This window comes from Dyella japonica A8, assembly GCF_000725385.1.
GTDB classification, from domain to species: Bacteria; Pseudomonadota; Gammaproteobacteria; order Xanthomonadales; family Rhodanobacteraceae; genus Dyella; species Dyella japonica_C.
Genome location: NZ_CP008884.1, coordinates 1,697,429 through 1,717,793 on the forward strand (window position 1 = coordinate 1,697,429; position 20,365 = coordinate 1,717,793).

The window sequence follows — 20,365 nt, forward strand, 5'->3', positions numbered from 1 at the left end:
TTCGCGACCTCCTTCAAGCGCCAGATTTCCTCACCGTCATCCCCGCGGGGACCCCACAAAACGGGATGACGGTGAAGGCAAGCAAGGTGCTACGGCGGGATTTTGAGCAGGCTCCAGGCGCCGCGGCAGTCAGGGAGTGCTGGGCGCCATCAGCTGGCGCACCAGCGCTTCGTGCTCGGCGTCGATCTTCTTGAGCCGCGTCTGCATGGCGGCATCGCTGACCCATTGCGCGCTGTAGGCGCGGCGGCGGTCCAGGTTGAACTCGATGTCGGCGAAGGGTACCAGGGCCTCGTTGCCAGCGGGGGCAAAGCCGCTGATGTCGTGGATCAGGCGCAGCTTGGCCAGTTCGGCCTGGGCGTTCCTGCCCTTCGCATACGACGTCAGCGCCGCGGCCACGCGCTGCCGCAGCTCGGCCGGAAGGTCCGTGCGGATCACCACCACGGCATGCGGAATCAGGCTGGAGGTCCACAGCACGCGCAGGCGCGCGTACTGGTCGGGAAAGCGCACCGCGAACCGTTCCAGGTCGGCGGTGTTGTTGGTGGCGATGTCCACCTCGTTGTTGGCCACGGCCAGCGCATTGTTCTGGTGGTTGTCGACCGCGACCGTGGCGAAGAAGGTGTCCGAATCCAGCCGGCGGTTGGCGAACACCTGGGTTTCGGGGACCAGATAGCCCGACACCGACAACACCTCGCCGCGTCCGTAGCGCAGCTTGCCCGGCTGTCTGAAGAGGTCGTCTAGGTGCTGCAGGGGCGAGTCCTTGACCACGATCAGCACGGAGTAATACCCGCGTGAGCCGTTGGTGCGCGTGAGCTGCGCGATCACCTGCATGCGGTCGTGCACGACCGCATCCAGCGCCAGCCGGCCGGAGACGAAGGCGAAGTCGACCCGCTCCTCGGCCATGGCCTGCCCCAGGCCCTCATAGGTGCTCACCGACAGGCTGTGGACGGGCAAGTGCAGCGTGCGGCTCAGGTCGTCGAGCATCGGGCGCCAGGCGGCGAGCGATTCGGACGGGCCACCCATGGGCAGAATGCCGAAGGTCAGGGCATTGATATGCCCGCTGTCCTGCGCCGGACCGGCCCATGCCGTGGGTGCGGCGGGCAGGGCAAGCAGGAGCAGCGCCGCCATCAGCGCTGGGATGAAGCCTCCAGGACGAGCCTTCCGGCGAGTCCTGGCGATCCTTTCTTTCGACACGGCGTGATCTCCGAACAGATCAGAGCATCCCGGCGAAACATGGGGCTGATGGCGTTGACTGGGGAGGACAGGTCCTCAGAGACCGCTGATGCGACGCGAAGCCACCACGGCCTCGACCCGGTTGCGTACGTTGAGCGCGCGGAAGATGGCGGCCAGATGGATCTTCACCGTGCCTTCGCTGATCCCCAGGTCGCGGGCAATCAGTTTGTTCGGCTTGCCCTGCGACAGCAGGCGCAGGACATCGATCTGCCGTTCGGTAAGCAGCTTGCGCAGGCGCTCTTCCAGTGAGTCGGCGGTGTTCGGCGGCGGCTGCGTGGCGGCCGACGGCGCCGGCGTGGCGGCGGCGCCATCCGTGCGTTCCTGCAGCAACAGCGGCGGCACATAAATGCCGCCCGACAGCACCAGGCGCACGGCGGACAGCATGACGTCGGGCGAATAAGCCTTCGGGATGAAACCCTGCACGCCCATGGCCAACAGGCTCTTCATGAGCGTGGCGTCTTCGGAACCCGACAGCACCATCACGGGAACGTGCGGCAGATGTTCGATGACCTCGGCCAGATGCTCGCTGCCATGCACTCCCGGCATGGCCAGGTCGATAAGCGCCAGGGACAGCGACGGTGCCTCCGGCGCATGGATCGCCTCGCGAAGCTCCGCCATGTCCATGGCAGTGACAAAATCCGTGGCCGGCCCAAGTTCGGCCAGCTTCAGCTTGACACCCTCGACGATGAGCCGATGGTCGTCCGCGATCAATATGCGCATTTCGTTCCCCATGGCGTCAGCGGCACTCCCATCGCCGCGCATCCGCCTGCGCAACATAGCCCCAGCCTGTGTGCGCGGCAACCTCAAAGCGCGTACGAACGGCATAGTCTCAACGGGGTATGGCCGCCCCGGGGCACCGGCCGTGAAAATCCGCCCACTGCAACAGGGGAGTCACTCAGGTGCCGCGCTTCGAGGGAAGCGATGGCGACTCGGGCCGGGCAAACCTTCGACATGGCCCACGCCGATCAACGAGCCCGACACCTGCATGAAAGCCACGCGTAGCGTCATCGGCCCGGCCGGGCATGAGGGCTGCCCCGCGCTCCTGCGAGCCGGCGGTGCCGGCAAGGCAGCGGGCGTGACGAGGGCGTTGACGGCCTTGCCTTTGCGGCCCAGCCCCCCAGTCGCCGTGGGGCGGATGCCGGTTTTCCGGCGCGGAGTCTCACCACGGGCAGGCGGTGGTCGGCACGAAGGCATCTATCGTCGTAGACTTCGGCGCGCGTCCCCTGCAGGCGCGGCACGTTCCTGCGGGGGCTATGGAGCAACATGCAACGGGCTCTGACGGCTATCGATGCCATGCGGCTGCTGGAATGTTTCGCCCCTTTGTTCGCCTACGGCTTGCTGATCGACGAGCAGGCGGCAACCCAGAACCTCCCCGACGACGAATGGCCGTCCATCCACGCGCGCGCGCTCGCGCTGGTGGAGCAGGGGCGTGGTGCCGCGTTCGCGCTGGGCAAGCCGCTGGCGGAGGTGGAGCTGGCGGCATTCGCGGCGGTTGCCTGGCTCGACGAGGTGGCGATGCGGTGCGGCGGCTGGGGCCATCGGGTCAGTTCGTTGCAGCAGACGCTGTTCCGCACCGGCAGTGCCGCCACGGAGTTCTTCGACCAGCTCGGCCGGCTCGGCAACAACGAGGAAGAAGTCCGCGAAGTGTTCAGCATGGCACTGCTGCTCGGCTTCTCCGGCCAGTACTACTACGAGCAGGGCGATAGCGGCGAGCTGGGGCGCATCAAGGCGCTGTACTGCCCGGCAGGCACGACGGCACAGGCCGTGCTGCAGTCGCTGCAGCGCGAGTCCGTGACGCCGCAACCCTATATGACGCCCGGGTCGCCGGTGCTGCGCCTGCCGGCGACGTGGGTGGGGCGCCGCCTGGCGCAGCTGGTCGCCGCCGTGGTGGTGGTGCTGGTGTTCGTCGCCTTCGTGGCACCGGTCTTCAGTCAGGCAGTGTCCGAGCAGGCATGGTTCGTGGGCGGCATCGTAGTGGCCGTGCTGGGGCTGCTTGGCTGGACGGGCGTGCTCGCCTGGCAGTCGCTGGTGATGATGCGCGCACACACGCGTGTGGCGGACAGTACCGAGGCCGGCTACGGCATCGGCAGTTTTTCCGCCGTGGTGACGGACGCCGCCCGCCGCCTGCGTGGCGCCTTGCTCCATCCCTTCCGCCGGCGTGGCGAATGGCGACAGCTGTCCCGCCATCCCTGGCTGCTGTTTGTGGGCGACAGCGCGGCCGATGTGCGCTCCCTGCTCCAGGCTGCCGTGGTTTCGCCCCATGCGCGGGAGCTGTCCCGCGCCAGCGATACACCCTGGCATTGGTGGGTGTTCCGCTCGTTGGTGGCGATCGAGCCCGGTCCGCGCCTCTCGCATCCGCACGCCACCATCGGCGAGGGCGATGCGCCGTGGACGAAAGCCTTGTCCCTGCTGGCCAGGGAGCGTCGCAAGCTTCCGCTCGATGGGCTGGTGGTCTGTATGGCGGCGCAGAGCCTGCGCGAGGCGGAGGGGGCAGTCGCCTCCCATGCCGATCGCCTGCACCGGCTGGCCGACGAAGCGACACGCCTCCTGCAGTTGCAGCTGCCGGTTTACGTGGTGGTGACCGGGCTGGAAGCCTTGCCGGGCCACGGTGCCTTCCGCGCCGCGCTGCCCTCGTCGGTGTTTCGTCGCGTGCTGGGATGGCGCCACGCGAACCCGGTACGCGACGGCATGCTGGATGGACGTATGGACGTCCATGCCGACATGGTGTCCGGTCGCCTGATTTCCGCTGCGCTCGCCGTGCTGGCGGTGGAGCGCGATCCGCACCGGCGTCGCGAGGCATTTGCCTTTCTCCAGGCGCTGCAGGGTTTGCAGCGTGGGCTGCACACGTTCGTGGAACGGCTCCAGGCCAACGACGCCGGTGGCGAGCATCGCCTGTACTGGCAGGGGCTGTATGTCACGGGCGGCTCGCGCGGCGAGGCGCCGGGCGGCGACTTCGTCGACGATCTTTTCCATCGCTTCCTGCCCGCCGACCGGGTGCTCGCACGTCGCGTGGCGCCCAAGGGTTAAGAGCGGCTGACAAAACCCTGTGATGTTTCAATATCGTCATTCCCGCGAAAGCGGGAGGCGCTGTATCAACAGCCGAATGGCTGGTCATCCAGCGCCTTTTAAACGCCATCGAAAGCTGAAAGTCACTGGATGACCAGCCGTTCGGCTGTTGAAAGACGCCTCCCGCTTTCGCGGGAATGACGATGAGGGGGGCGATGAGGGGGAATGACGATGAGGGGGAATGAGCGTTCAAGCAAGATCGTGAACAGGCTCTAAGCCGCTCTAAGTCCGCCTCTCGTCGCTGTGGTGTTCAGGCGGCGGCGCGCGATGCGCTCCACGCGGCCATCAAGGCTTCCCGCAGCTGTTCCGGCGATACGGGCTTGTAGAGCACGGGTATCCGCGCGGCCATGATTTCGCGCAGCCTGTCGCTGCGGGTTTCGCCCGTGATGAGCAGGCGCGAGAACGGGGGAATGCCGTCGATCTGGTAGTGGGCGTCCAGCGCGGCCAGCACGTCGAGGCCGCTTTCGCCGTCGCGCAGGCGCAGGTCGGAGATCACGATATCCGGCGGCACGTTCCATTCCTCCGCCGCCTGCAGCGCCTGCACGCGGTCCTCGGCGACGGCCACCTCGCAGCCCCAGCTCGCCAGCAGGTAACGGATGCCGGACAAGATGGCCGGCTCGTCGTCGATCACCAGCACGCGCATGCCAGAGACGTCGGGCGACGGTTCATGGCCACCGGCCGCCGGCAGCTGCTGCGCGGGCACTTCGGGCAGGTGGAAGGTGAATACGCTGCCATGCCCCGGCTTCGATTTCAGTTGCACCCGCGTGTCGAGCAGTTCGGCCAGGCGCTGTACGGTGGCAAGGCCAAGGCCGAGGCCGCGACGGCGTCCCGCGTCGTGCTCGTTGCTGTGGCATTCCACGCGGTAGAACTCGTCGAACACGCGCACCTGGTGTTCCGGCGCGATGCCGCTGCCGGTATCCCACACGTCCACGCGCACGGTGCCGTCCTCGCGGCGGCGCGCCACGACCAGTACGCCGCCGCGACTGGTATAGCGCAGCGCGTTGCTCACCAGGTTGTTGAGGATGCGCGAAAGCATCGTGCGGTCGCTGCGCACCCACAGGTGGGTGGCGCGCATGATCAGGCGCAGGCCATGCTGCTCGGCGATCATGCGGAAGTTGCGGCTTACTTCCTGGAACACATGGTCGAGCGGGAATTCCGCGATCTCGATCTGCATGGCGCCGGTTTCCAGACGCGACAGGTCGAGCAGCTCGCTGAAGAGATGGTCCAGTGCCTCCACGCATTCCTGGATGTGCGCGATGCGGTCCAGCCGGATCGGGTCGCGCTCGTCCTCGGCCAGCGCCGAGGAGAACAGGGTCAACGCATACAGCGGCTGGCGCAGGTCGTGCGATGCGGCGGCGAGAAAGCGTGCCTTGGCGACGCTGGCGGCTTCGAGCGCAGCGTTCTTGCGTGCCAGTTCCACGGTGGCGTGCTCGATCTCGCGCTCCATGCCGCGTTGCACGTCGAACAGCGCCATGGCCGCGCTGTTGAAGCCGCGTTGCAGTTCGCCGATCTCGGTCTGGTCGGTGACCTCCACCTCGACGCGGCGATCACCGCGGCCCAGCTGATGCACGGCGTCGACGAGGCGGCGCAGCGGGGCGCTGATCCAGCGGGCTGCCTGCCAGGCGATGATCGCCGCCAGTATCAGGCTGATCGCCAGGGCAATCAGCGCGTGCCGGAGGCTGGCCTGCTGCATGGCGATGGCATCGCGCAGGCTCACGTCGATCACCACCGAGCCGAGCACCGGCAGGCCGGGGCGCTCCGTGTCCACCACGTCGCGCACCACGGTCAGGCTTTCGTTGTTGTCGGCGCCGCTGCGACCCAGGCTGTCCGCCAGGATCTCGCCGTCGGCGGCGCGGATCTGCACGCGGGCGACATGGGGCAGGTCACCGATGGATTCGGCGATGCGCACCAGCTCGCGCCGTTGCATGTCGCGCAGCGGCGCGGCCGTTACCGATGCCGCCTGGGTGGCAATGGCATCGGCCGTGTTCTGCTCCATGCTGCGCAGGGTCATCAGCTGCTGCGGCGCGAGCATGGCGACCAGCAGCGTGGCCGTCACCAGGGTGGGCACGAGGGTCACCAGCGCAAGCCGCTGCATCAGCGACGTGCGACGCCACCATTGCACCGTCCGCGAGTTGGCCCCTGTACCCATCGGATCCCCTTGCACGCGTGAAGCGTCAGGCGGAATCAGCCTAGCGCGATTTTTCAGATGAGACAGCAGGCCGACTGGTGTAGCCGCGTTGGCCAAGGTGGCCGCGGAATTCAATCCTGGCGCGGGTTTGCCTCGTTGGCCATGACGGCCTGGTGACGACGACGGGTAAACCGTTCGACCAATAGCGGCAGCAGGGCCAGCACGGCAATGGCGGTGAGGGGCATCCAGATGCCTCGTTGCATCAGCAGGCCCGGCCCGAACTGGCCGTGGCTCTTGGCCAGGGCTTCGCCCAGGCCGGCGCCGATCGATGTCTCGAACACCAGGGAGACGGTTCCGCCCAGCCAGCTGGCGCCCAGGAACAGCCACAGCGGGCAGCGCAGCCACGCCAGCGCGACCGTGACCAGGCCGAACGGCGCCACCGGCACAAAGCGCAGGAACATGGTGTAGGCCACAGGGTGCCGCTCGAACCCGTGATGCAGCTTGTCGACCAGGGCAGGCGGATGCTTGCTGCCGGCGCCGAAGGCATAACGGCTGGCCAGGAACAGGATCAGCGTGCCCAGGGTCAGGCCGATGGACGAGTAGATGGTGCCTTCCACCGCACCGAAGGCGAAGCCGCCGGCGATGATGATGATCACCGTGCCCGGGATGCCCGTGGACATCGCCAGCGTGAGCAGCCCGATGTAGGTGATCCTGCTAAGCCAGGGGGCGGTATCGATGTCGGCGCGCATCTGCGCCTGGTGCTGCACCAGCTGTTCCGGGTGCAGCCGGTCCATCAGGCCCGAGCTGAACAAGGCGATGCCGGCGATCACCAGCAGGATCAGCGGCAGGGCGGCGCGCAGGCGGCTCAATAGTGCTGCCCGCTCTGGCCGTAGGCGGCCAGTACGCCGCGCGCCTGCTCGCGCAGGATGTCGCGGCGCACGGCGATACCGCGGCGCTCGAGCTCGCCGATCCAGTCCGCCGGCAGCGGGCCTTCGTCGAACTCGGTGAGTTCTTCCACGTCCTCGGCGCGCGCGCCGATCAGCAGCTCGTCCACGCCGGCCCACACGGTGGCCCCGTAGCACTGGCAGCAGGGTTGCGCACTGGTGGCCAGCGCGTAGCGGCCGCCATCCGCATTGAGACGGAAGGCGGCAAGGCGTTGCTGCGCGCTCATGTAGGCCATCATTTCGGCGTGCGCGACAGAGCAGGTCTGCGGCACCACGCGGTTGACGCCCACCGACACCACGCGGCCGTGACCGTCGAACACCGCCGCGCCGAACGGGCCGCCATGGCTGCGCTCGACATTCAGGCGCGAGAGTTCAATGGCCAGCGCCACGCGTTCCTCGTCGGTGGTGTAACGCTTGTTGGTGTCGACCACATCGCCGATCCACGGCGGCAGGGTCAGGTGAATCTGTTGGCGCAGCATGAAACGGTCCTTGTGATGCGGATGTCAGGCCTGTTTCGTGGTCCACGCGTCACGCAGGGTGACGGTGCGGTTGAACACCGGCCTGGCGGCCGTGTGGTCGATGCGGTCGGCCACGAAGTAACCCAGGCGCTCGAACTGGAAGCGCTGCTCCGGGTCGACATTCGCCGCGGCCGGCTCGAGCCACGCCGTGACCACGCGCTTGGCCTCCGGGTTGATGTGCTCGATCCAGGTCTTGCCGTCGGTTTCATCGTCCGGGTCGGCCACGTTGAACAGGCGGTCGTACACGCGCACCTCGGTGGCGACGCCGTGCTTGGCGCTCACCCAGTGAATGGTGCCCTTCACCTTGCGGTCGGCGCCCGGCATGCCCTGGCGCGATTCGAGGTCGAGCGTGCCATGCAGTTCCGTGACGTTGCCGTCAGCGTCCTTCACCATCGCCTCGCACTTCACGATACCCACGCCGCGCAGGCGCACTTCGCCTTCCGGCTTGAGACGATGGAAGCCCTTCGGCGGCACCTCGGCAAAGTCGTCGCGCTCGATCCACAGCTCGCGCGAGAACGGCACTTCACGCGTGCCGAAGCTCTCGTCCTTGGGATGATTGGAGAACGTCAGCGTCTCTTCGTGGCCTTCCGGCAGGTTGGTGATGACCAACTTCAGCGGATCGAGCACGGCCATGCGGCGCGGCGCGGAGGCGTCGAGATCCTCGCGCACGCAATTCTCGAGAATGGAGTAGTCGATGATGCTGTTCTGCTTGCTCACGCCCAGCCGCTCGATGAGCAGGCGCAGGCCGCCCGGCGTGAAGCCGCGACGACGCAGGCCACGCAGCGTGTTCATGCGCGGATCGTCCCAGCCGTCCACCAGGTTCTCGTTCACCAGCTGGGCGAGCTTGCGCTTGCTGGTGATGGAGTAGGACAGGTTCAGGCGCGAGAACTCGATCTGTCGCGGCTTGGCCGGCTCCGTGCGGAAACCGCCTTCGCGCAGGTGCTGCCACAGCTCCGGATGGTTGACCAGGTCGACCTTGTCGACGAACCAGTCGTACAGCGGGCGATGGTCTTCGAATTCCAGCGTGCACAGCGAATGCGTGATGCCTTCCAGCGCATCGGACAGACAGTGCGCGTAGTCGTACATCGGGTAGATCGGCCACGCATCGCCGGTGTTCTGGTGCGGCACCTTGCGGATGCGGTAGATGGCCGGGTCGCGCATGTTCATGTTGCCCGAGGCCATGTCGATCTTCGCGCGCAGCGTCTTGGCGCCATCAGCGAACTCGCCTTCGCGCATGCGGCGGAACAGGTCGAGGTTCTCCTCCACGCTGCGCTCGCGGAACGGCGAGTTGCGACCCGGCTCGGTCAGCGTGCCGCGATAGGCGCGCATGTCTTCCGGGCTCAGGTCGTCCACGTAGGCCACGCCGTCCCTTATCAGCTTCACCGCCGCGTCGTAGAACACCTCGAAGTAGTCCGAGGCGTGGCGCAGGTCGTGCCACTCGTAGCCCAGCCAGCGCACGTCGTCCTTGATGCCCTCGACGAACTCCGGGTCTTCCTTGCCGGGGTTGGTGTCGTCCAGGCGCAGGTTGCACCAGCCGGTGAACTCGCTGGCAATGCCGAAGTTCAGGCAGATCGCCTTGGCGTGGCCGATATGCAGGTAGCCGTTGGGCTCGGGCGGGAAGCGCGTGCGGATGGCGTGATGCTTACCGCTGGCCAGGTCCTCGCGGATGATCTGGCGGATGAAGTCCCTTTGAACATCGGCGCGTTGCCCCTCGGCCTGCGCGGCAGCGGGCGAGATGACGGGTTCAACGGCGGTGTTTTCGGTAGACATCGGAGCGAGGCTCGTACGCGGTGGTGGAAACAGGGGAGTTTACCCTGTCCTTAGGTGGGGGTGTTTTACCGGCTTTTCAGCCGCCGGGCCCAGTGGCCAAAGGGCGGCAAATGGCCGCGAACGGTCGTCTTCACCCCGGCAACACGCCTGTGACAAGAACTTGCCCTCATCCCGCCCCGGCGCTAGCGTGGCCCCATGCGCATTGCCTACCGAGCCGAAAGCCTGATCGACGCCCATCTGGTGAAGGATGCGCTGGAGCGCGCGGAGATCCCTGCCTTCGTGTCCGGCGAATACCTGACCGGGGCCGTCGGGCAGTTGCCCGCCCTGGACTACGTGGCCGTGCTGGTTCCCGAGGCCAGCCAAGAGGCCGCCGAGCAAGTGGTGCGGGAGGTGGAGCGGGATCTGCGGGAGGCTCGCCTCGCGCTGAGCGACCCGGACGAAGACCCCGACGCGCCGTATCCCGCTTTTTGCTGAACGCACCCCCCGGTAGACGACGCCGTTGCCGTGCCCGGTGGCCCGGCAGCGACGCGTTATCCTGCCCTGCGGCCGTCCTGACCCTGCGGAGTGACAGACCTTGGATACCTCGCTGCAACAGATCGCGTCGCTGATCCGCGACGTGCCGGATTTCCCCAAGCCCGGCGTGATGTTCCGCGACATCACACCGCTGCTGGCCGATGCCGGCGGTTTCGCGCGTTGCATCGACGCCCTGGCGCAGCCGTGGCAGGGCAGCGGCGTGCAGGCAGTCTGCGGCATCGAATCGCGCGGCTTCATCTTTGGCGCGGCGCTGGCGCAGAAGCTGCACGCGGGTTTCGTGCCCTTGCGCAAGCCCAACAAACTCCCGCCCCCTGTCGTGTCGGTGGACTACCAGCTCGAATATGGCGTGGATCGCCTGGAGGCGCGCAACGACGCCCTGCGGCCTGGCGAGCGGGTGCTTATTGTCGATGACGTATTGGCGACAGGCGGCACGTTGGCCGCAGCGCGCGCACTGGTGTTGAAACTCGGCGCGCAACTAGTCGGGGCGAGTGTGGTGATCGAACTGGCTGCATTGCAGGGGCGTGCGCGCTGGCCGGACGAGGGTGCGCCGCTGCATGCCTTGCTGCGTTACTGAGTGCAGGGCCGGCGCGTCGCGCCCTTGATTTGCCCGGCGGATGCGGCGAAGAGCCGTCGCGCACAGGGTGCGCTCCCACAGGGACTCGCCGGCTTGTCTGTGGGAGCGCACCCTGTGCGCGACGGGACTCGCCGAATCGCCGCAGATCACGCCGCCAGCCCCACGCGCTCCACATAAACCCGCACGCCCCCTCACCGGCGTCGTCGCGCGTCAACGAGCCGGCGTTCGCGCGGGCTTGGCTTCGAGAATATCCGGCTGCAGCAGGCCAGCAGGCAGGTCGCGAATCACCGCCGCAAAGCGCTCCAGGAACGTGCCCATCGACGAACTCTTGCGCCACACCAGTGCGATGCGCCGGCTCGGCGGGCGCCCTGCAAATTCCAGCAGGTGCACGTTGTCCGTGCGCGCCACCGGCGGCTTGATGGCGAGTGTCGGCAGCAGCGTGATGCCGACGTTCGCCGCCACCATCTGGCGCAGTGTTTCCAGGCTGGTGGCGCGGAAACCCGAACGCTCGCCGGCACCGGCCAGCTGGCAGACTTCCAGCGCCTGGTCGCGCATGCAGTGACCATCTTCGAGCAACAGCAGGCTTTCGTCTTCCAGATCGTCAAGCTTCAGGCGCTTCTGCTTGTGCGCGAGCGGGTGGTCCTCCGGCACCGCGAGTACGAAGGGCTCCTCGAACAGGAATTCCGAATGCAGGCTTTCTTCGTGCAGCGGCAGCGCGAGGATGCCCACGTCCAGCGAACCCTCGCGCAGCATGCGGATGACCTGCTCGGTTTTCTCCTCCACCAGCAGCAGCTCCAGCCTCGGGAACTGCTTGCGTACCAGCGGCACCAGATGGGGCAGCAGGTAAGGGCCCAGCGTAGGGAAGATACCCAGGCGCAACGTGCCCGACTCCGGATCGCGCGTGCGCTGCGCAATGGCCTTGATCTCTTCGATCTCCGACAGCACGCCACGCGCACGGCGCGCGATCTCTCGCCCGGTTTCCGTCAGCAGCACCTTGCGCGGCGTGCGCTCCACCAGCGCCACGCCCAGCTCATCCTCCAGCTTCTTGATCTGGGTGGACAAGGTCGGCTGGCTCACGAAGCTCGCCTCGGCGGCGCGTCCGAAATGCCGGTGCTCAGCGAGGGCGACGAGGTAGTGCAGGTCACGCAGGTTCATGGTCAGCTGCCCCGGGATTGCCGATAGGTTGTGTCTATCATATTGGTGGTTGTCATCGGCGGAGGCAATGCCCGCCCAATGAATTCGTTAGGGGCACTCCTATGGCTACGGGCACCCTTCTATCCGTCATCCCAGCGAAAGCTGGGATCCAGCGTCTTTAGTCCATTGATAGCCGCGCCAGGGGGCAAAGTCACTGGATCCCAGCCTTCGCTGGGATGACGAGCGAAAGAGCTGCCATCGAGGCAAAGACGAAGTCGCTGGATGACCAGCCATAAGACTGTTGAAGATCGCCTCCAGCCTTCGCTGGGATGACGAGCGAAAGAACAGCCGCCGAATCATGGTAGCCGCGCAAAAAAAATGCCCCGGCATGCACCGGGGCAAAGGTCGGGTGACAACTGTTTTTTTGCTCAGAACTCCTGACTGAAGCGGATACCCACGGTGCGCGGCTGGTTCATGACGGTGTAGACCTGCCCGTCCGGATACCCGGGCACCACGTTGTGGGCGGCACAGGTCGCGGCGGCGCATTCGGTGTAGCGGAACAGCTGGCCCCGCTTGTCGAAGGCGTTGTTGACGTACAGATCCAGAGACATGCCGTGGTACTTCGCGCCAGCGGAAAAATCCGCCGTGGTGTAGGCCGGCATGTTGCCGACCAGGTCGTTGGCGAAGACGCGAAGGTCCGAACTGCGCTCGCCCACATGCACCACCGCGACCTGCCCGAACACCTCGTAGTCGCCGATGTTGGTGGTGTAGCGGGCGTTGAGGTTGTACTTCAGCTTCGGCGTCACCGGCAGGCGTGTTCCCTTGGGCGCTAGCGGGCCGGTCACCACGGCACCGGTGATCGGGTTGATCGAACCGGCGGGGCAGTTGGAGATCGGGTTGCCGCTGGTGTCGGTGAAGCCGCAGTAGTCCTGCGTCAGCTTAGCGTCGTAGTAGGCCATGCCCGCACCGATCTGCAGGTTGTACGTGGCCGCCCAGTTCACGTCCTGCTCGATGCCGTTGATGCGCGCCTGTCCCGCGTTGCGGATTTCGGTGAGGCCGTTGGCGCCGAGGATGCTGAACTGGAAGTCCTTCCATTTCTCGCGGAACACCGCGCCGTTGTACGACAGCCGGTGGTCGAACCAGGTGGTCTTCCAGCCAAGCTCATAGTTGGTGAGGAAGTCCGACTTGTACGGCGGCAGCGAACCACGGCGATTGATGCCGCCGGGCCGGAAGCCCTGCGACCAGGTGCCGTAAATCATCTTGTCCGGCGAGATCTGCCAGGTCAGGTTGGCCTTGCCCAGCGAATCGGTCTCCTTGGTGGCCTTGTCGAAATCCATGCACGGCGCGCCGTGGAACGGGTTCGACGAGGTGCAGCCGGCCACGCCATAGGTCGACGTGGGCGAGAAGCCCGCGCTGAAACCGTAGAAGCCCTTCAGGCTGTTGTTGGTGTGGAACCAGCGCCCGCCGACGGTGCCGATAAGCGTTTCCGGAATGAAGTCGTACGACAGCTCGCCGAACAACGCTTCATCGCGATCGACGCGCTCCTGCTGGGTCAACCACAGCGTGTTCGGCCAGCCCGGTACGGACAGCGAATTGGCCAGGCCATTGATCAGGTAATCCTGCTGGATCTCGTGCACCTGCCGCTGGAAGAACACGCCGCCCACCACGCGCAGGCGCTCGTCCGCCGGCGAGGCGATACGCAGCTCGTGGCTTTGCTTGGTGTAGTGGTTGTGCGCCTGGATGTACTGCGACGGGTTGATCAGGTTGCCGGCGTTGTCCTGGATGTAAGCGCCGTAGTGGGCGATGGTGTCGTACCAGAACGAGTAGTCGCTGTAGTCGTTGTCTTCTTCCTGGCTGCGCGTCAGGTGCGAGTACGCATAAGTCAGGTCGAAATTGCCGATCTTGCCTTCCACCGTCAGCGCCGCCTGCACCCAGCGGTCATTGGCGTAGTCGGGGTAGTAGTGCGTCAATGCCAGTGAGCCCACCTGCGGGTCGCTGGCGAAGTTGCCGTTGGTGATGGTGTGCTGCCCCATGACGGTGGGGCTGATCGACCAGTCGTCGTTGATGTTGTATTTCAACGCCAGGCGGCCACCCTGGATGTCGACGTCGTTGTAGTCCTTCTTGGCCTGGCCGGTACACACCAGGCTGGGCGGGTTGGAGCAGCCCTTGGCGTTGCTCACCGTGATGCCCGAGGTCGGGAACGTGCGGGAGCCTACTTCGTTGTTGATATACCCCGCGTCGTGCTCGTCCCACCCAACCAGGCGAATCGCGGCGTTCGACGACATGGGAATATTGACCATGCCTTCCGCGGTATAGCCCACGCCGCCGTGATCGACGGAGTTCACACCCGCGCTGTAGCTGGCGGCGAAACCGCTGGGGTCGGGCTTGTTGGTGATGATGCGTATCGCACCGGCTTCGGCGCTGGCGCCATACAGGGTGCCCTGCGGGCCCGACAGCGATTCGACGCGCGCGATGTCATACATGTGCACATCGAGCGGTCCCTGGATGGTGGTGATCGGCTGCTCATCCAGGTACACGCCCACGCTTGGCATCGAACCGGAATGGTTGCCGTCGCCGCCGCTGGCCACGCCGCGCATGTAGATCAGCGCAAAGCCCGGGCCGTACGTCTGGTACGACACGCTGGGCAGGTATTTCACATAGTCGTTGAAATTCTGGACGTGAAGTTCCTGCAGTTTGTCCGTATCCAGCACCTGCAGGCTGATCGGCACTTTCTGCAGGTTTTCCTCGCGCTTCTGCGCCGTGACCGTCACCGCGCTCAGTGTCTTGGTTTTCTCCAGCGGGCCCGGTGCCGGATTGCTGGCCGGGTTCTGCCCGGCGTCCTGCGCCACGGCGGGTGACGCCATGGCAAGGCAGATCGCCGCCGCCAGCGGCAACCGGGACAACGTGATGTGCCGCGTACTTGTCGGCCCCCTCAGCCTGACTTTGTGCATCGACTTCCCTCCCCAACAAAAACGGCGACTGATGGTTATCTGTTATGTCGCCTCGCACGCCGGTGCGTCGGGATAGCTCCCCAGCACCGGCCCCAATACTTCCTCCAGCGGTGCCAGCCATGGCGAGTAGTGCCGCCAGTGATCCACGCCTTCGCGGTAGATCGGCTGGCGCACCTGTTCCGAACTTGCGGTGCGCACCGGCCTGTCGTTCTGGAAGAACCGCAGGCAGGACGCTTCAAAGGGCAGGCCGCAGTAGTCGAGCAGACGCCGGATCTCCCCTTCCGTGTCCTCGACCATGCGTTCGTACACGACGCGGTGGATGCGGCCCGGCAACACCGCGTCGTAGTGCGCCATCAACGACACGTAGTCGCGGTAATAGCGCCCGATGTCTTCCAGGCTGTAACTGAAGCTCTGGCCGCGCGCGAAATGCTGCTTGAAGCCTGAAAAGCAGCACGCCAGCGGATGGCGTCGCGCATCGATGATCCTGGCGTTGGGCAGCATCAGGTGGATCAGGCCGATGTGCATGAAGTTGTTCGGCATCTTGTCGATAAACAGCGGTGCCGAGGTCTTGCGCTGGATGCGCGTGTGGGCCAGGTAACGCTCGCCAAGATCGCGCAGCGCCGCCGCGTCCAGCGTCGCCAGCACATCGTGGTAGGGCGCGTCGCTTTCCGCCTCGCCGCGCTCGCGCAATACGCGCGTGATCGAGGTGATCTCCGGCAACTCCATCGTGCCTTCCACCTGGCTGTGGCTCGACAGGATCTGCTCGATCAGGGTGGAGCCGGCGCGCGGCAGGCCGACGATGAAAATGGGGTCGCGCGCCTCGCTGCCCATGCCGGCGCGCGCATCGAAGAATTGGTGCGTGTAGCGCTGGCGGATATAGCGCACGCGCGCACTCGTATCCTCGGCGTGATAGCGAAGCTGCCCGCGCCGTAGCGCATTGGCCTGGGCGTAATGCTGGAATGACGGTTCGTATTCGGCGGCATCCTCCAGCGCCTTGCCGATGGCGAAGGCGAGGTGCAGGCGATCGTCCTCGTTCAGATCATGGCGCGCGTACTGCTGGCGCATCGTGGCGAGGTCGTCGCCGCCAAAGCGGAACGTCTTGAGGTTGGCGAGGCTCCACCAGATCTCGCCGCAGGACGGCTCCAGCGCCAATCCGCGGCGATAGGCTTCGATGGCGCGATCCGCGTGGCCGGCGGTCTTGAGCGCATGCCCATAGCTCATCCAGACGCGCGGATGACGTGCATCACTGGCTACCAGCTCGCCATAGATGCGGATGGCCGGCTCGTAGTCGCCGATGCGGCACAGCACGGCGGCCTTCAGGTTGAGATAGCCGGCATGCGCCGGCTCCGTGGACAGCAGCCGGTCGATTTCCGCCAGCGCCTGTTCGGGCTGGTTGCTGCGATGAAGGATCAGCGCATGGTTGAAGCGCGCCGCATCGAAGCTCGGCGCAAGGGCCAGGCAATGCTCCAACTGCTGGCGTGCTTCGTCGTGACGACCAAAGCGCGCGGCCACCTCGGCGGACATGCGCAGCGCGGCGACGTCGGTGGGTGCCTGCTTCAGTTGCTCACGCAGCAGGGTTTCCGCGTCGGGCAGGCGGTTCTCGGCCAGCGCCGCCGCAGCGGCCAGCAGGCGCGGATCATGCGTGGCGTGCTGGACGTGCTGCGTGTAGGCAGCATCGGCTGCGGCGTGATCGCCCACGGCGTGCAGGCTGTCTGCCAGTGCGCGCCATACCTGCGGCAAGTCGGCTTTCAGTGCGGCGGCCCTGCGCAGGCTTTCGATGGCTTCGTGGTGGCGTCCCGCGCTGGCCAGCGCCACGCCGAGATCAGCATGGGCGAAGGACCACGTCGGCTGCGCCTGGGCAAGAGGCGTCAGGATGTCGATGGCCGCTTGCGTGTCGCCTTGCGCCGATCGCGCCGCCGCAAGCAGGTGCAGCGCCGCAGGGTGTTCCGGTACGACCTTCAGGATTTCCGCGGCTTGCTCGGCGGCCAGCGCCGGCTGGTTCTGGAGCAGGCGCGCCGTGTGTTGCAGCGCTTGTTGCAGGGTGCCGGTGGCGTCGTCGGGAGCCCTCATGCGCCGCGCACCGATGGCGGTGCGAGGGGTCTTTCCAGGCAGGTTATCTGGCGAAGCGGCGCAGGTACGGCGTGGGGCATGGGGCGATTGCGACTCCTGGACAAAACAAGGGCATCCATCAGGCGCAATGCTTGGCGCCCTGATGAAGCGAGCGGGGTGATCAGCCGGCGAGCGGTATTCGGTGGGGGCGTTGGCGGGCGCCTGCGGCGTCCGGTGGCGTGGCGAAGGGTGTGTGCAACGATCGGTGGTATCGCCTGCCATGCCCGCAAGAAAGGTTCATCTCACGCCCGCTGTTGTTCTGGTTTGCGGTCCACCCTACGCCCCGCCTTGGCGGGTGGGTATCGGAAAATGTCGGAGGGCGGGGGCATCTGCGTGAAGCAGCGACGGCGATCACGGTTGCGCGTTAACCGGGCCTGACACGGGGCTTTCGATAGGCCGCGCCCCGCAAGGACGGGGAAGGCTATGCCTTCTGGCACTGGGTCATTCGTCATGGCAGCACCTAGCGTGAGCGATTGTCTTTCCCCAGGGGAGCTCCCTCGCATGCGTCGTCTTGTCCGCCCGTTCGTTCTCACCGCACTCGCTGCCTGCTGCGGCGCCGCCCTGGCCGCGCCGGCCACCGATGACCAGCCGCACGGCAGGCTGCCGGGCTGGGCCCAGCCGGAGTCCTACCAGCTCGACTTCAAGGTGGATCCGCGCCAGCAAGACTTCTCCGGCACCACCGTCATCAAGGTGAAGCTCACCCAGGCCTCCGACCACCTGTGGCTGCACGGCCGCGAACTGAAGGTGGGCAAGGTCGCCGTCACCGACGCCGCCGGCAAGAAGCACGCGGCGAAATACGTGGAAGTGGCACCGCAGGAAGGTGTGGTGCGTATCGACTTTGGCGGCACCCTGCAGCCGCAGGAACTGACCCTGGCCTTCGACTACACCGCGCCGCTCAACCAGCAGCTGCAGGGCCTGTACAAGGTCAGCCACGAGGGCCAGCCGTATGCGATGACGCAGATGGAGCCCATCAGCGCGCGCTTCGCCTTCCCCGGCTTCGACGAACCGGGCTTCAAGACGCCCTTCGACATCCGCCTGACCATCCCTGACGACGAAGTGGGCGTGGCCAACACCAAGCAGGTGAAGGAAGAGACCGCCGGCAAGGGCTGGAAGAAGCTGACCTTCTCCACCACCAAGCCGCTGCCGACCTACCTCGTGGCTTTCGGCGTGGGTCCGTGGGACGTGGTGAAGGGCCTGGACATCCTGCCGAGCCAGTACCGCAGCGAGAAGCTGGAACTGCGCGGCATCGCCGCCAAGGGCGAAGGCCACCGCATGCAACACGTGCTGGGCGAAACGCCGAGCATCATCCACACGCTGGAGGATTACTACGGCTTCGGCTACCCGTGGGACAAGCTCGACCTGCTCGCCGCGCCGGACTTCTCCGCGGGCGCGATGGAAAACCCGGGCCTGGTCACCTTCCGCGACTGGCTGCTGCTGATCGATCCGGATTCCTCGGCCAACTACGTGCGCGGTTCGTTCAACGTCACCGCGCATGAGCTCGCGCACCAGTGGACCGGCGACACCGTCACGCTGGCCTGGTGGGACGACCTGTGGCTCAACGAAGCTTTCGCCACCTGGATGCAGCAGAAGGTGACGCAGAAGGTGCACCCGGAATACCGTGCCGATCTCGACCGCGTGCGCGGCGCGCAGGGCGCGATGAACGGCGACAGCCTGGTCACCACGCGCAAGATCCGCCAGCCGATCACCGGCAATGGCGACATCGAAACCGCTTTCGACGGCATCACCTACCAGAAGGGCGCGGCGGTGCTCGGCATGTTCGAAGGCTACGTCGGCGAGCCGACGTTCCAGCAGGGCATGCGCACGTATATCCAGGACCACAAGTTCGGCAACGCCACCGCCGACGACCTGATCGACGCCATCGCCAAGGCCGCCGACAAGGGCGACGACTTCAAGCAGGCGTTCAAGAGCTTCCTCAACCAGCCTGGCGTGCCCTACGTGCAGACCGAGCTGAGCCAGGAAGGCGGCAAGACCGTGCTCAAGCTCAGCCAGAGCCGCTACCTGCCTTACGGCAGCAAGGGCGACACCAAGCAGGTGTGGGGCGTGCCGATGTGCGTGCGCTACGGCACCGCCAGCGGCAGCAAGGTGAGCTGCGAATTGTTCAACCAGGCCACCGGTTCCATGGTGCTCGAAGGCGCCAGCAAGGGCACCTGGGTGCTGCCCAATGCGAACGCTACGGGTTACTACCGCTTCGCCATGGCGAAGAACGACCTGGGCAGCCTCGGCAAGCAGATCGGCAAGCTCGACGATGCCGAACAGCTCGCCTACGCCGACGCCGTCAACGCCAGCTTCAAGCATGGCGACCTCGATGCGGGCGACGTGCTCGCCGCGCTCAAGCCGCTCACGTCGTCCAAGACGCGCGAAGTGGCCATTGCGCCGCTGAGCAGCTTCAACTGGATCTATCGCAACCTCGCACAGACCGACGCGCAACGCGCCAAGCTGGCCGCGTGGGCCAAGGCAGCCTATCTGCCGCGCATGACCCAGCTCGGCTACCACCGCAAGGCCAACGAGGCGGACAGCGACTCGCTGCTGCGCAACACCCTGGCCGATGAACTCGCGCTGGTGGTGAAGCTGCCGGAAGTGCGAGCCGAACTGCTCAAGCAGGGCGACGCCGCGCTGAAGCGCAAGGCCGATGGCCGCCTCGACCTCGCCGCCGCCGACCCGGACCTGATCGGCAGCGCGCTCGCCGTGGCCGTGCAGGAGCGCGGCAAGCCGGCGGTGGATGCGCTCATCGCCGAACTGCCGCAGACCAGCGACCCGGCCCTGCGCAACGCCATGCTCGATGGCCTCGCCGAAGCGAACGATCCGGCGCTGACCCAGCAGGTGCGCAACTTCGCCCTCGACAAGAAGGTGAAGGTGGGCGAGATGGGTATGCTGCTGCGCGGCGGCCGCGACACCCGCACCGAGCGCGATGCGGCATGGCAGTGGGCCACCACCAACTACGACAAGATCGTGGAGCGCACCGGCAGCTTCTCCGGCGGCCGTCTGCCTGACCTTGTGGGCGGCGGCGGTTGCTCGCAGGACGAAGCCGATCGCCTGCAGGCCTTCTTCAAGGATCGCGCGAAGCAGGTGAGCGGCGCCGAACGTGGCCTGGCACAGACCAGTGAAGCCACCGTGCTGTGCTCGGCACTGGTGGAGAAGCAGAATCCGGCTGTCATCCTTCGCTGATCGTTAGTGGGTTCCATCAACGCCGGGCGGTGCAAACCGCCCGGCGTTTTTTTTGGGCGTTTCCCAAGGATCAAGACAAAGACATCAAACGGACTTCCAGGCTTGGGCGAGCGCCCCGTGCGCGCCCGTCAGCCCTGCGCGGGTTGCGTGGGGAAGTTCTGAAATTCAGGCGAAAAGCAGCCATGTGTACCGATGGCGACGCCCAGTCACGTTAAGGTCGT

Annotated in this window: 13 protein-coding genes; 4 read left to right on the forward strand and 9 right to left on the reverse strand. The window is 66.2% G+C overall.

Annotated elements, in window-relative coordinates; translation table 11 throughout:
- Positions 1-129 precede the first annotated feature (129 nt).
- Complete coding sequence (gene phnD, locus HY57_RS07005; protein WP_019466331.1) at positions 130-1,125, reverse strand: phosphate/phosphite/phosphonate ABC transporter substrate-binding protein; 996 nt, start codon at positions 1,123-1,125, stop codon at positions 130-132.
- Positions 1,126-1,266: 141 nt separating this feature from the next.
- Positions 1,267-1,950 carry a LuxR C-terminal-related transcriptional regulator gene (locus HY57_RS07010; protein ID WP_026034110.1) on the reverse strand — a complete coding sequence of 228 codons (684 nt, stop codon included), beginning with the start codon at positions 1,948-1,950 and terminating at the stop codon, positions 1,267-1,269.
- Positions 1,951-2,493: 543 nt separating this feature from the next.
- Between HY57_RS07010 and HY57_RS20785 the strand changes: the two genes are divergently transcribed.
- Positions 2,494-4,257 (forward strand): type VI secretion protein IcmF/TssM N-terminal domain-containing protein, encoded by a 1,764-nt coding sequence (locus HY57_RS20785; RefSeq protein WP_081500700.1) that lies wholly within the window; start codon positions 2,494-2,496, stop codon positions 4,255-4,257.
- Positions 4,258-4,546: 289 nt separating this feature from the next.
- Here HY57_RS20785 and HY57_RS07020 read toward each other — a convergent pair whose 3' ends face one another.
- From HY57_RS07020 to HY57_RS07035, 4 genes are all read right to left on the reverse strand, one after another.
- Positions 4,547-6,445: an ATP-binding response regulator gene (locus HY57_RS07020; RefSeq protein ID WP_038579473.1), complete on the reverse strand. Its 1,899-nt coding sequence runs from the start codon at positions 6,443-6,445 to the stop codon at positions 4,547-4,549.
- A 110-nt stretch (positions 6,446-6,555) separates the two neighbouring features.
- A complete protein-coding gene (locus tag HY57_RS07025) occupies positions 6,556-7,293 on the reverse strand; it encodes a TVP38/TMEM64 family protein (RefSeq protein WP_019466335.1) in 738 nt (245 codons plus the stop codon).
- On the reverse strand, positions 7,290-7,847 hold the full coding sequence (locus HY57_RS07030) for a deaminase (protein WP_019466336.1): 558 nt from the start codon (positions 7,845-7,847) through the stop codon (positions 7,290-7,292). Before HY57_RS07030 ends, HY57_RS07025 begins: the two co-directional genes overlap by 4 nt.
- Positions 7,848-7,871: 24 nt before the next feature.
- Positions 7,872-9,656, reverse strand: a complete 1,785-nt coding sequence (locus HY57_RS07035) for a glutamine--tRNA ligase/YqeY domain fusion protein (protein WP_019466337.1) — start codon at positions 9,654-9,656, stop codon at positions 7,872-7,874.
- A 195-nt stretch (positions 9,657-9,851) separates the two neighbouring features.
- On the opposite strand from HY57_RS07035, the gene HY57_RS07040 reads away from it, so the two are divergent.
- Both HY57_RS07040 and HY57_RS07045 read left to right on the forward strand, forming a co-directional pair.
- On the forward strand, positions 9,852-10,130 hold the full coding sequence (locus HY57_RS07040) for a DUF2007 domain-containing protein (RefSeq protein ID WP_019466338.1): 279 nt from the start codon (positions 9,852-9,854) through the stop codon (positions 10,128-10,130).
- Between the two features lie 112 nt (positions 10,131-10,242).
- Positions 10,243-10,764, forward strand: coding sequence for an adenine phosphoribosyltransferase (locus HY57_RS07045; protein ID WP_026034112.1), 522 nt, complete (start codon positions 10,243-10,245; stop codon positions 10,762-10,764).
- Positions 10,765-10,974: 210 nt separating this feature from the next.
- Here the strand turns inward: HY57_RS07045 and oxyR are convergent, their stop codons facing one another.
- From oxyR to HY57_RS07060, 3 genes are all read right to left on the reverse strand, one after another.
- A complete protein-coding gene (oxyR, locus tag HY57_RS07050) occupies positions 10,975-11,919 on the reverse strand; it encodes a DNA-binding transcriptional regulator OxyR (RefSeq protein WP_019466340.1) in 945 nt (314 codons plus the stop codon).
- A 407-nt stretch (positions 11,920-12,326) separates the two neighbouring features.
- Positions 12,327-14,849: a TonB-dependent receptor gene (locus tag HY57_RS07055; RefSeq protein WP_192813463.1), complete on the reverse strand. Its 2,523-nt coding sequence runs from the start codon at positions 14,847-14,849 to the stop codon at positions 12,327-12,329.
- A gap of 42 nt (positions 14,850-14,891) precedes the next feature.
- The gene (locus tag HY57_RS07060) at positions 14,892-16,919 is read right to left on the reverse strand and encodes a tetratricopeptide repeat-containing sulfotransferase family protein (RefSeq protein WP_019466342.1); all 2,028 of its coding nucleotides are present in this window, start codon (positions 16,917-16,919) and stop codon (positions 14,892-14,894) included.
- A 540-nt stretch (positions 16,920-17,459) separates the two neighbouring features.
- Here HY57_RS07060 and HY57_RS07065 point away from each other — a divergent pair.
- Complete coding sequence (locus HY57_RS07065) at positions 17,460-20,144, forward strand: M1 family metallopeptidase (protein ID WP_019466343.1); 2,685 nt, start codon at positions 17,460-17,462, stop codon at positions 20,142-20,144.
- Positions 20,145-20,365 lie beyond the last annotated feature (221 nt).